Annotated in this window: 11 protein-coding genes and 2 tRNA genes; 10 read left to right on the top strand and 3 right to left on the bottom strand. The window is 71.0% G+C overall.

Features of this window, described 5'->3' with window-relative positions; all coding sequences use genetic code 11:
• Positions 1–8 precede the first annotated feature (8 nt).
• Positions 9–1301, bottom strand: coding sequence for a DUF445 domain-containing protein (locus ACFQ58_RS00755; RefSeq protein ID WP_376948552.1), 1293 nt, complete (start codon positions 1299–1301; stop codon positions 9–11).
• Between the two features lie 88 nt (positions 1302–1389).
• Here ACFQ58_RS00755 and pheA point away from each other — a divergent pair, with 88 nt between their 5' ends.
• The 3 genes from pheA (at position 1390) to ACFQ58_RS00740 (ending at position 3332) form a co-directional block, all read left to right on the top strand.
• A complete protein-coding gene (gene pheA / locus ACFQ58_RS00750; RefSeq protein ID WP_376948550.1) occupies positions 1390–2349 on the top strand; it encodes a prephenate dehydratase in 960 nt (319 codons plus the stop codon).
• A gap of 162 nt (positions 2350–2511) precedes the next feature.
• Positions 2512–3000 (top strand): hypothetical protein, encoded by a 489-nt coding sequence (locus tag ACFQ58_RS00745; RefSeq protein WP_376948548.1) that lies wholly within the window; start codon positions 2512–2514, stop codon positions 2998–3000.
• An 8-nt stretch (positions 3001–3008) separates the two neighbouring features.
• Positions 3009–3332 carry a hypothetical protein gene (locus ACFQ58_RS00740; protein WP_376948546.1) on the top strand — a complete coding sequence of 108 codons (324 nt, stop codon included), beginning with the start codon at positions 3009–3011 and terminating at the stop codon, positions 3330–3332.
• Here the strand turns inward: ACFQ58_RS00740 and ACFQ58_RS00735 are convergent.
• Complete coding sequence (locus ACFQ58_RS00735) at positions 3298–4368, bottom strand: diacylglycerol/lipid kinase family protein (RefSeq protein WP_376948544.1); 1071 nt, start codon at positions 4366–4368, stop codon at positions 3298–3300. The two genes, ACFQ58_RS00740 and ACFQ58_RS00735, sit on opposite strands and share 35 nt — an antisense overlap.
• Before the next feature lie 92 nt (positions 4369–4460).
• Here ACFQ58_RS00735 and serS point away from each other — a divergent pair, with 92 nt between their 5' ends.
• From serS to ACFQ58_RS00705, 6 genes are all read left to right on the top strand, one after another.
• Positions 4461–5729, top strand: coding sequence for a serine--tRNA ligase (gene serS / locus ACFQ58_RS00730; protein WP_376948542.1), 1269 nt, complete (start codon positions 4461–4463; stop codon positions 5727–5729).
• Positions 5726–6601: an HAD family hydrolase gene (locus ACFQ58_RS00725; protein WP_376948540.1), complete on the top strand. Its 876-nt coding sequence runs from the start codon at positions 5726–5728 to the stop codon at positions 6599–6601. The genes serS and ACFQ58_RS00725 overlap by 4 nt, the downstream gene beginning before the upstream one ends.
• A 77-nt stretch (positions 6602–6678) precedes the next feature.
• Positions 6679–8124 carry an LCP family protein gene (locus ACFQ58_RS00720; RefSeq protein ID WP_376948538.1) on the top strand — a complete coding sequence of 482 codons (1446 nt, stop codon included), beginning with the start codon at positions 6679–6681 and terminating at the stop codon, positions 8122–8124.
• Between the two features lie 148 nt (positions 8125–8272).
• Positions 8273–8357, top strand: a tRNA-Ser gene (locus tag ACFQ58_RS00715).
• A 37-nt stretch (positions 8358–8394) separates the two neighbouring features.
• Positions 8395–9678 (top strand): LCP family protein, encoded by a 1284-nt coding sequence (locus ACFQ58_RS00710; protein ID WP_376948536.1) that lies wholly within the window; start codon positions 8395–8397, stop codon positions 9676–9678.
• 90 nt (positions 9679–9768) lie between these two features.
• Positions 9769–9857, top strand: a tRNA-Ser gene (locus tag ACFQ58_RS00705).
• Between the two features lie 118 nt (positions 9858–9975).
• On the opposite strand, the gene ACFQ58_RS00700 is transcribed toward ACFQ58_RS00705, so the two are convergent.
• On the bottom strand, positions 9976–11403 hold the full coding sequence (locus ACFQ58_RS00700) for an NtaA/DmoA family FMN-dependent monooxygenase (RefSeq protein WP_376948534.1): 1428 nt from the start codon (positions 11401–11403) through the stop codon (positions 9976–9978).
• Between the two features lie 213 nt (positions 11404–11616).
• Here ACFQ58_RS00700 and msuE point away from each other — a divergent pair, with 213 nt between their 5' ends.
• Entirely contained in the window at positions 11617–12213 is a 597-nt protein-coding gene (gene msuE / locus ACFQ58_RS00695) for an FMN reductase (protein WP_376948532.1), read from the top strand.
• The last annotated feature ends 94 nt before the right edge of the window (positions 12214–12307 follow it).

Raw genomic sequence — 12307 nt, 5'->3', positions numbered from 1 at the left:
ATTCTCCCTCAGATGGCGAGGGCGCGCACCGCCGTGGCGATCGCGTGGATCGCGAGGCCCGCGAGCGCGCCGACGACGGTGCCGTTGATGCGGATGTACTGCAGGTCGCGGCCGACCTGGAGCTCGATCTTCTCCGTGGTCTCGGTCGGGTCCCACCGCTCGACGGTCTCGGTGATCACGCCCGCGATCTCATGGCGGTACTTGCCGAGGACGTAGGCCGCGGCATCCGTCACCCACACATCGACCTTGGCGGCGAGCTCGGCGTCGGTCGCGAGCCGCGACCCCACCTCGATCAGCCCCGAGCGCAGCCCCGCGCGCAGCTCGCTCGACGGGTCCGCGAGCGACTGGGCGAGCGACACCTTGACCGAGCCCCACACCTCGCCGGCGAACTCCCGCAGCCTCGGGCTCTCGACGAGGTCGGCCTTGAGGTGCTCGACCCGCGCGATCATCGCAGGGTCGTGCTGGAGGTCGTCGGCGAGCTCGGCGAGCCACCGGTCGATCGCGAGGCGCAGCGGATGCTGCGGATCATCGCGCACCGCGCGCGCGAACGCGAGGACCTCCCGGTACGCCTTGTCGTCGACGAGGCCGCCCACGAAGCCCGGCATCCACCGCGGCAACCGGCTCGAGACCATGCTGCCGAACGCCTCGGGATGCGCGATCAGCCACGATTCGGCCCGCTCGAGCACGGCATCGACCGCGGCGCGCTGCTGGTCGGCCTCCACGAGACGCGCACCCACGCGGCCGATCGCGGGCCCCCACTCGGGCTCGAGCAGGTGCCGGCGCGCGAGCTGTTCGATCACGTCGGCCACGTCGTCGTCGGCGAGCAGCGTGAGCACGCCGCGCCCGGCGACCGACACTTCGGCGGTCACGCGCGAGGCGTTGGCGGGTTCGCGCAGCCACTCGCCGAGCCGGTGCGCGACGCCCATCGAGCGCAGCTTGCCCGCCACCACCGCGTCGGAGAGGAACTCGTCCTCGACGAATGCGCCGAGCGCGGCGCCGATCTCGTCCTTGCGCCGCGGGATGATCGCGGTGTGGGGGATCGGCAGGCCGAGCGGATGGCGGAACAGCGCCGTCACGGCGAACCAATCCGCGATCGCGCCGACCATCGCGCCCTCGGCGGCGGCGCGCACGAACCCCATCCATGGGATCTTGTCCTGCAGCGGGAACGCGACCGCGAACACCGCGGCGGCCACGATGAGCAGGCTCGTCGCGAGCCGCTTCATGCGACGCAGCGCGATGCGTCGCTCCTCGTCGGTCGGCACCGTCCGGTGCGGTGCCGCGACGTCCATCGTCCGGGTCATCTCGCGCACCCCCTCTGGCGCTGATTCTGCCCCGAGCGACGGGGTTCGGGGAGGGAAACACGGCGATCTCCCAACGTAGGCTGGCGGCATGACGGATGCTGCGGCGCCACGACCCGACGAGACCTACTCGTACCTGGGGCCGGCCGGCACGTTCACCGAGGCCGCGTTGAAGCAGGTGCCCGAGGCATCCGGCAAGCACTGGCGGAGCGTCAACAACGTGGGCGAGGCGCTCGCCGACGTTGTCGACGGCCGTTCGGTCGCGGCGATGATCGCCATCGAGAATTCCGTCGACGGCGGGGTCACGGCCACGCAGGACGCGCTCGCGACCGTGCCGGGTCTCCGGATCGTCGGCGAGTACCTGGTGCCCGTGAACTTCGTGCTCGTGGGCAGGCCCGGCACGCGGCTCGACGAGGTGCGGGTCGTGAACGCGCACCCGGTCGCGTACGCGCAGTCCCGCGGATGGCTCGAGCGCACGCTGCCCGACCACGCGCACCTGCCCGCGACGAGCAACGTCCAGGCCGCGGCATCCCTCTTCGAGAACGGACTGGCCGACGCGGCGGTGGCCCCGCCCGGCATCGTCGACCACCTCGACGTCGAGGTGCTCGCCGAGGGGATCGGCGACAACCCCAACGCGATGACCCGGTTCGTGCTCGTGAGCCGTGCTCGCCGCATCGCGGCACGCACGGGCGCCGACAAGACCAGCCTCATCGTCGAGCTGCCCGACGACGAGCCCGGATCGCTGCTCGCGATGCTCGAGCAGTTCTCGACCCGGGGCGTGAACCTGTCGCTCCTGCAGTCCCGTCCGATCGGCGACGAGATGGGCCGCTACCGGTTCGTGGTCGACCTCGAGGGGCATGTCGAGGACGAGCGCGTGGCCGACGCGCTGCTCGGGCTCCGGCGGTTCAGCCCGAAGGTGATCTACCTGGGCTCGTACGCGCGCGCCGACCGTCGTGAGGCGCAGTACCACTCGAAGTACGAGGACGACATCTTCATCGAGTCGCGCGACTGGCTTCGTGGCATCCTGAGCGGGGAACCCGAGGAGGACTGAGCCATGGCGGGGGCGGCGACGGGGCCGGATTTCGATCCGCGGTACGACGCGCGCTACCAGCGCGGTTGGGCGCCGGGCGAGTCGGATGGCTCGGCGCCGGATGATCCCGCGGCGCCCGACGAGCCCGTGGCGGGCCGGGCGGATCCGCCCCAGGATCCAGTCATGTCGAGCCCACCGCCCGCATCCGCCGACGATCCGTATCCCGAAGCCGAGCCCGAGCCCGAGCCCGAGCCCGCGTCCGCGTCCGCGCCCGCGCCCGCGCCCGCGCCCGCGCCCGCGCCCGCCGGAGTGGACCCATCGGCGCCGATCCCCTGGACCACCGCGCCGTCGCTGCCGCCGGTCGACGTGGAGGGTCGTCGCGATGCCGCACGGATCATCCGCGTCGCCCTCGGCGTCGCCTGGGCGATCGCGATCGCGGCGACGCTGATCGGCGCCGGGCTCGTCTGGTCGCTCATCTCGGTGGAGGACCCGTTCGGAATCCCGGGCGGCGGCGAGGTCGAGCTCCTGGTGCGGACGCTCGCCCAGTTCGTCGCCCCGAGCCTCCTCTCGACCGGACTCCTCGGGATGGTCGCGCTGCTCGTCGTCGACGGACTCCGCCGAGCCGGGAGGATCGGCGTGCCGGTGGCCGATGGGAGCGGCGGTCCATCATGATCCGGGCCGTGCTCGATCGATCGGTCATCGCACTGGCGGTCCTCGCCCTGGCGGCCGCGGTCATGCTGTGGCGCATGATGACGGGATTCGTGGATGCCACGTCCACGTTCGAGGGCGTCGTCCAGTCGAGCGAGGAACAGCGCGCAGCGGAGATCGTGTTCTTCATGACGTACCTGGTGAGCCCCGCCGTCACGGCGGCGCTCGTCGGAGCGCTGGTCGGCCTTCCGCTCGTGATCGGCGCGCGGGCCGCGGCGCTGCGGCGCGCCCGGGCGGCAGCCGGTGCAGCCGAGGGGTCGCCTACTCCTCGACGACCTCCTTCGGATCGTCCGTAGCGGGCTCGTCGGCCGGCTTGTCCTTCGGCGGCTCCGTGACCCGCACCGTGAGCGCCCTCGCGTCGACCACGAATCGGGCGGCCGTGATCACGCCCATCTCCTCGCCGTCGATCTCGAACTCCTGCGGCTCGCCGTCGATGACGACGTCGATCGACTGGCCGCTCGAGTAGACGACCTCGCGTCGCTTGTTGCCGCCGGTCAGGTCGATCAGCTGGCGGCCGAGCGCGGTCTTGCGCAGCACGCGGTTCTCCCACGCGATCTTGCGCCAGACCATGAGCCAGCCCCAGAAGTTGCGGGGCTGCAGCCGCACGACGTCGAGCTGGCCGTCGTCGATCGCCGCGTCGGGGATGAGCTCGAGGTTGCCGGGCAGGTAGCCGAGGTTCGCGATGAGCACGCTCGCCACGCGCGACCGGTGCGTGCGCCCGTCGTCCATGCGGTGCGCGACGCGGAACGGCGCGGAGTTCGGGATGGCGCGGATCCCGGCGTCGACGTAGGCGAGCCATCCGACCCGCTTCTTCAGGTCGGGATCGGTGTTGGCGATCATCGCCGCGTCGAAGCCGATGCCGCTCATGACGAGCGACACCTCGGACTCGGTCTTGCCGTCGGGCCGCCGTACGCGCGCCCGTAGCACGTCGACCTTGCGGTCCGCCCCCGTGAAGGCCAGCGCCACCGCGCCGGGGATGTCGTTGACGGGGATGTCGAGGTTGCGTGCGAACAGGTTGCCCGTTCCGAGCGGGATCAGGCCCACGGGGATGGAGGCGCCGTCGAGGCCCTCGGCGACTGCGCGCACCGTGCCGTCGCCACCCGCCGAGATGATGAGGTCGACCTGCTCCTCGACCGCCTCCCGCGCCTGGCCGGCGCCGGGGTCCTCCTCGGTCGTCTCGATCCAGAGCGTGGGTCCGTAGCCCTGCTCGGACTCGATCTCGGACACCGCGGCGCGCAGCTCGTCGACGCCCTGCTTCACCGGATTGAAGATGACGGCGGCGCGCTTGCCCCCGCCGCCTGCATCCGTCTGCCCTTCGCTGCCCGCGTCCATGCGTCGAATCTAGGGCATGCGCCCCTGCGGGCAGGCGGGTTGCGCGACGGCGCTCGGTCGGGCATGGGATGGCACGCCCTAGACTTGCTCGGGTGATCGACCCCGTACTGCTCCGCGAGAACCCCGACCTGGTCAAGCGCTCGCAGGAGGTGCGCGGGGAGTCCGCCACGCTCGTCGACGACGCGGTCGCCGCCGACGCCGCACGACGCACCGCCATCTCGTCGTTCGAGACGCTGCGCGCCGAGCAGAACGCCTTCGGCAAGCAGGTCGCGAAGGCCCCGAAGGACGAGAAGGCCGCGCTGGTCGCGCAGGCGCAGGAGCTCGCGGCGAAGGTCAAGCAGGCCAATGCGGAGGCCACGGCCGCCGAAGAGGCGTTCACCACCGCCGTGCAGCGACTCGGCAACGTCGTCATCGAGGGCGTGCCCGCCGGCGGCGAGGACGACTTCGACGTGCTGCGCGAGGTTGGCGAGATCCCGGCTTTCGGCTTCGAGCCGCGCGATCACCTCGAGATCGGCGAGCTGCTCGACGCGATCGACATGGCGCGCGGGGCCAAGGTGTCGGGCGCCCGCTTCCATTTCCTGAAGGGCGTCGGCGCGCGGCTCGAGCTCGCGCTCATGAACATGGCCCTCGACAAGGCGATCGCCAACGGCTTCACGCCGCTGATCACCCCGACGCTCGTGCGGCCCGAGATCATGCAGGGCACCGGATTCCTCGGCGCGCACTCCGAGGAGGTCTACCACCTGCCCGCCGACGACCTCTACCTCGTGGGCACGAGCGAGGTCGCGCTCGCCGGCTACCACTCCGACGAGATCCTGGACCTCTCGAACGGCCCCATCCGCTACGCCGGCTGGTCGACGTGCTACCGCCGCGAGGCCGGCAGCCACGGCAAGGACACGCGCGGCATCATCCGCGTGCACCAGTTCGACAAGCTCGAGATGTTCTCGTACGTCGACCCCGCCGACGCCGAGGTCGAGCACGAGCGGCTGCTCGCCTGGCAGGAGGAGATGCTGCAGGCCCTCGGCCTGGCCTACCGCGTGATCGACGTCGCCGCGGGCGACCTCGGCTCGAGCGCGGCCCGCAAGTACGACATCGAGGCCTGGGTGCCGACGCAGCAGGCGTACCGCGAGCTCACGTCGACTTCGAACTGCACGACGTTCCAGGCGCGTCGCCTCGACATCCGCCACCGCACCGAGAGCGGAAAGACGGCGCCGGTCGCGACGCTGAACGGCACGCTCGCCACCACGCGCTGGATCGTCGCGATCCTCGAGACGCACCAGCAGGAGGACGGTTCGGTCATCGTGCCCGAGGCGCTCCGCGGCTACCTCGGCGGCCTCGAGGTGCTCCGCCCCGTCGAGCGATGAGCGAGCGGATGCCGCAGGGCGACGTTCGAGCGGGCGGCTCCGGCGCGGTGTCGCGGCCGGCCCGGGTGCCCGACGCCGACCGCTGGTTCGTGGCGCTCGACGTGGATGGCACGGTCATGCACGAGGACGAGTCGATCGACCCGCGCGTGGCCGACGCCGTGGCATCCGCCGTCGCCCGAGGTCACCTCGTGACGCTCGCGACCGGCCGCTCGTGGGCGACCACCAGGCCGGTGCTCGAGCACCTCGAGCTCGAGCCCGACTACGTCGTGTGCGCGAACGGTGCCATGACGATGCGCCGCGATCCTTCCGCGCCCGACGGGTGGGTGCGCGAGCACGTCGAGACGTTCGACGCGACGCCCGTGCTCCGGCAGATCCGCGAGGAACTCCCGAGCGGTCGCTTCCTCCTGGAGCTCGAGGACGGCTTCCGGCTGTACACCGAGGGCATGACCGACTGGAACCTCGAGCGAGCCCGCCTGGTCGAGTTCGACGAACTGCTCGGGCAGCGCGCCATCCGGATCGTCGCGACCTCGGTCGACCACGAACTCGACGAGTTCTTCCGCGTCGTCGAGCAGATGGGACTGAACCACGTCAGCTACGCCATCGGATGGACGGCGTGGCTCGACATCGCCCCCGACGGCGTGAACAAGGCGACCGCGCTCGAGCGCGTGCGCGGCTGGATGGGGCTTCCGCTGCAGCGCGTGATCGCCGTGGGCGACGGGCGGAACGACATCGAGATGTTCCACTGGGCGCGTGCCGCCGGGCGCGCCGTCGCGATGGGACAGGCACCGGCCGAGGTGGTCGAGGCGGCCGCCGAGCGCACCGGCACGATCGACGAGGCGGGCCTCGCCCCGGTGCTCGACTCGCTGCCCTGATCCGCTGCGGTGCGTCGCGGGACGTTCCTCCCATCTGATCAGGAGGTCGGCGAGTAGGATCGCGCCAGGGGGAGGGCGTGATCGGATCGGGGTCGGAACCGGACGAGGACGCGCCGGACGACGACGGTGCGTCTCGTGACCATGCACTCGCGGATGCGGTCGAGCAGGGCGCCTCGACGGAGGGTCCGCTTCCCGAGCCGCTGATGCTGGTGCCGCCAGCGCCGTCGACCGGTTCGCTCCCCGCGCCCGTGCTCACCGAGGCATCCCTGCCGCCGGCCCGGCACGGCCGTCTCGTACGCCACGGCACCGGGCGCACGGTCGGGAAGGGCTTCGGCGCCGTCGTGGCCGTGCTCGCCCTCAGCGGCGCGGCGATCGGGGGGTTCGCGGTGATCGACGTCGTCCGCGAGATCAAGCCGCCGGTCCAGCTCGAGAGCGAGGAGGTGCTCGAGGACGTGCCCGACATCGGGGCGATGGAGGGCGGCCTCAACTTCCTGCTCGTCGGCAGCGACAAGCGACCCGCCAGCGGCGCGTTCGGCGATCCCGACATCGATTCCGCGACCCTCAACGACGTGACGATGCTGGTGCACATCGCCGAGGACCACTCGCACGTCGAGGTGGTCAGCTTCCCGCGCGACATGATCGTCGACGTGCCCGCGTGCCCGAGCCCGGACGGGTCGACCGAGGGGTACGGCGCGCGGTTCGGCGTGAAGCTCAACACGATCCTGAAGGACGGCGGGTTCGCCTGCATCGCGTCGACGCTCGAGCAGATGCTCGGCATCACGATCCCGGTGGGCGGGATCGTGGAGTTCGACGGGGTCGCGGCGCTCGCCGAGGCGGTCGGCGGCGTCGAGGTCTGCCTCGTCGACCCGGTCGAGGATCCGTACTCGGGCCTGAACCTCGCGGCCGGCACCCACTCGATCACGGGATACCAGGCGCTCGCGTTCCTGCGGACCCGCCATGCCGTCGGCGACGGCAGCGACCTCGGCCGCATCTCGATCCAGCAGACGTTCCTCGCGTCGCTCGCCCGCACGCTGCAGTCGACCGGCACGCTCAGCAATCCGATCAAGCTCTACGCGATCGCCAAGGCGGTGCTGGCCAACATGACGCTCTCGCAGGGCCTGCGCGATGCCGGGCGGCTCGTGTCGGTCGCGAGGGCGATGCAGGCCATCGACCTCGACAAGATCGCGTTCATCCAGTACCCGACCGCGTACACGTGGGACTTCAGCGCCGTCGAGCCCAGCGAATCGGCCCGGGTGGTCGCGTCGGCGCTCCAGCGCGACGTGCCGGTCTCGTTCAACCCCACCGCCACGGGCGGCTCGTCGTTCGGCACCGTCGAGCCCGAGGCGCCCGCCCCGACCGCGGCGCCGACCCCGACCGCGACCCCGTCGACACCGCCGTCCGCCGGTGCGACGCCGCCGCCGACCCCCTCGACCGCGCCGACTCCGGCGGCCGAGGCCCTGCCCGGTGACGTCACCGGGCAGACGGCGGAGGAGGTCAGGTGCGCCGCGGCGAACGCCGGCTGACCTGACCGGGCGCGCGCGCCGCGCCATCCGGCTCAGCGCCCTTTCAGGCGACTCGTGAAAGCCTGTCTGAGAGGTGCTTCGGCTAGAATCGGGGCCTGCCCAGCCCGTCGACGCGCCGCACCACGCGGACCGTCGCCGTGCCGGGCGAGGAGGGCTGTCCGAGCGGCCGATGGAGCTGGTCTTGAAAACCAGTGGGCAGCAATGCCTCGTGGGTTCGAATCCCACGCCCTCCGCACCGCGCGAGAGACCGACGAGAGAGGAGCAGACCGAGTGAGCCGAGCGTCTCAGCCGACTCCCCGATCCGACGACTCCCCGGCGATCGCCCGCCACGGCCGCCTTCGCAGCAACGGCGTCTGGGCCACCGTGGCCAAGGCCGCCGCCTCAGTGCTCGCGGTCGTCCTCGCTTCGGGCACTGCGGTCGCCGCGTACGCCGCGTTCGATCTCGCCGCCACCGCGAAGCCGACCGTGTCGCTGGGCAACGAGTCGGTGCTCGACGGCGTGCCCGACGTGGGCGCCATCGACGGCGGCGTGAACCTGCTCGTCATCGGCAGCGACAGCCGCGCCGGTCAGGGCGACGGCTTCGGCGATCCCGACGAGGAGACCGCCGTGCTCAACGACGTGAACCTGCTCCTGCACATCTCGGAGGACCACTCGCACGCCGAGGTCATCAGCTTCCCCCGCGACATGCTCGTCGACGTGCCCGCCGGCTGCACCGACCCCGCTTCAGGCGAGGAGCTCTGGGAACAGTACGACGTCAAGATCAACTCGGTGCTCGCGTACGGCGGCATGCCGTGCGTGGTCAAGACCATCGGCGAGCTCACGGGCCTCACCATCCCGTTCGCGGGGATCGTCCAGTTCATGGGCGCGGCGGCGATCTCCGAGGCGGTGGGCGGCGTCTCGGTCTGCGTGGCCGAGCCCATCGAGGACGCGAACACCGACCTCTACCTCGAGGCCGGAACCCACGAACTCAAGGGCCTGCAGGCGCTGCAGTTCCTCCGCACCCGCTACGGCGTCGGCGACGGCTCCGACCTCGGCCGCATCTCGAACCAGCAGGTGTTCATGTCGGCGCTCGCGCGCGAGCTGCAGTCCGAGGGCACGCTCACCGATCCGGTGAAGCTCTACTCGATCGCCAAGGCCGCGCTCGACAACATGCAGCTCTCGTCGACGCTCGCCGACCCCACCATGATGGTGTCGATCGCGAAGGCCGCGAAGGACATCGACCTCTCGAAGATCGCCTTCGTGCAGTACCCGACGGCCTACTCGGACGACTGGTCCGCCGTCATGCCGACCGACTCGGCCGAGTCCGTCAACCTGGCGCTCCAGCAGGACCTGCCCATGACGCTCGACCCCACCGCGCTCGAGGACAACGACTTCGCGTCGGCGGCCGACCCGAACGCGGCGGCCGTCGAGCCAGAGACGCCGGCCGACGTGCCCGCCGAGACGCCCGCCACCGAGGCGCCCGCGCCCACCGAGCAGGCGCTGCCGAGCGACGTCACGGGCCAGACGGCGGCCGAGACGCGCTGCTCGGCGGGCCGCACCCTCGCCGACCAGTAGGCGCGTCGTCGCGGCATCCGGCTGCTCGAATCGTCTTTCGAACGGATGCCGGTTATGATGGCAGTCGCGTTGGCCTTCGGGCGTTCGCGAGGAGACGTCGCATAGTCCGGTCGAGTGCACCACCCTGCTAAGGTGGAGTCCCCGTAAGGGGACCGCGGGTTCAAATCCCGCCGTCTCCGCTCGATGAATGCCTGATCAACGGCTGTTTTGTGGTGCCGCGAGTATGCGACTCGGACGCATTCCCAGAGCAGCCGGAGTATCGAACGAAGCATCCATGACTGGCCCCGTCCCGTCCTGTCAGGCGGTACGCGCCGCGGGATCGCGACGGTAGATCGGCGGGAACCGCGGATCCGATGCCGACCGATGGACGTTGTCGGGCCGCTCGAGTCCCAGGTGATCGCGCAACGTCGTGCCCTCGTACTCGCTCGGGAAGACCCCGAGGCGCTGGAGCTCGGGAACCACGCCCGACGCGAACGCCTCGAGTTGGGCGGGATGGGTTGCGGAGAGGACGTTGAAGCCGTCGACCGCGCCGGCGTCGTGCCAGGTGGCGAACTGCTCGGCGATTCCCGAGGGTGTGCCGACCATGATCGCCAGGTTCACGGATGCCGCGGCGATGAGGTGGCGGAACGTGACTGCTGGATCACCGCCGGGCCGACGACCGGTCCGGGTGATGACGAGCTCGACCAGCTCCTGTCCTGCCGACGTGAAACGCGAGGCCAACTGTGCTGTCACCGCGCCGTCCGGATCGGCGCCGCGGAGATCGATGCCGACCAGTCGCGAGAGTCCGACGAGGGAACGCTCATCAGGAAATCCCGGCGGCGGGCCTTCGAGCCAGTCGTCGGCGACGCGGACGAGGGAGCTGAGCCGGTCCGCCAGGTGCTGCGCGTGGTCCATGGACTCGCCGACGATCGGCAGGACCGGCGCGACGACGCTCAAGGTCCGATCGTCTCGCCCGGACTCGAACGCGAGCGAACGCAGTTCCGCGCGAATCGCTGCCGCGTGAGCGAGGCCGCGAACGGCCACCACGGCGACATCGGCGTTCAGTGCCGCATACAGACGAGACCTCGGGGACGACCCTGAGTGGAAGACCGGCAGGTGGCCCTGGACCGGGCGCGGCACGTCGAGCGGGCGCCGCTGCTCGAAGTGTGTGCCGCGGAAGCCGGGTGCGTGCAGCGATGCGGTGTCGACGAAGACGCCGGACTGCGGATCGGCGACGATCGCGTGATCCCCGACGGAATCCCACAGGCGCCGCAGCACCGTCTCGAACTCGGTGGCGCGGTCGTATCGCACGGCGGTGGCCGCGTCCGACGCGAGTTCGCCCGAGGCGCGCGAGGGGTCGATGTCCGTGACGAGGTTGATCCCGGCGCGACCGCCGCTCAGCAGATCGAGCGAGGCGGTCTGCCGCGCGAGCGCGTACGGCTCGGCGTAGTTCGTGTCGGCCGAGCCGACGAGGCCGATGTGCTCGGTCAGGCCGGCGAGGTAGGTGACGGCGCTCAACGATTCGACGCGGGCGACCAGGTGGGGCTCGCGGTGCTCCACCGATTGCGATTCCACACGGCGTTCACCGAAGAACAGGTAGTCGAGGCGGGCCTCCTCGGCGACGCGGGCCGTGTGCCGCAGTGCCGCGGCGTCCCGCTTCGGGTCGCGGTGGGCGCCCGGCAGGCGCCAACCGGCCGGGTGGGCGCCGATGGTTCGCACCATGGCGCCGATGATGAGTCGTCCCATGCGTTCCCTCCTCTCGAGGGACGCTAGGCCGAATGTCCGGCAGCGGGTCGCATTCGCGTCACAGCCGGGAATGTGTCGACACGCGGCGCAACGACGCGTCATCTCGGGACATGAGCGCGGCCGTATGCGGGTTCGTCTGACGAAGCATGTCGCGTCTTACCCGCCGCGAACGGCGGGGTTCGGATCGCGGACTCGCCGGTCTACCGTCGGCTCATGCCGAACGTCATCTCCATCGTCGCCGTCTCCGGGAGCCTGCATGCCCCCTCGAAGACCACGGTCCTGGCTCGCGAGATCCTCGACGCGTTCGTCGCCGCTCTGAGCGTCGGAAGCGGGAAGGACCTCGAGATCGAGACCCACCTCATCGAGCTGTCGGAGGTGGGTCGAGACTTCTCGGGTGCGCTGCACCGGTCGGAACTGCGGCCGGCGGCCGAAGAGGCGCTGCGCCGCATCGAGTCGGCGACGCTCCTCATCGTCGCGAGCCCGGTCTACCGGGCGTCGTTCACCGGACTGTTCAAGCACGTCTTCGACTTCGTCGGGCAGTACGCGCTCATCGATACGCCCGTGCTGCTCGCCGCGACGGGCGGCTCCGATCGCCACGCCTTGATCATCGAGCACCAGTTCCGGCCACTGTTCTCATTCTTCCAGGCGATCACGCTCCCGCTCGGCGTCTACGCGAGCGACGGCGACTTCGTCGACTATCGGATCGAGTCACCCGCACTCGTCGACCGAATCGGCCAGGCAGTATCACGCGGCGTCCCGGTGATCCGCAGCACGGTCACGCCCGCGTCGGAGTACGTGTCCACGTGGTGACGGCGCATGGTGACGTGGGACGGATCGTCCCACGTCACCCCGCCGTCGACGCCTGAGGGGTCGTCGTTCGCAGCCTTGATCCACGAGCAGCACT

This window comes from Agromyces sp. NPDC056523, from assembly GCF_042794545.1.
Lineage (GTDB): Bacteria > Actinomycetota > Actinomycetes > Actinomycetales > Microbacteriaceae > Agromyces.
Note: the sequence above shows the minus strand (reverse complement) of the source record. Positions and strands in the feature narration are given on the sequence as shown.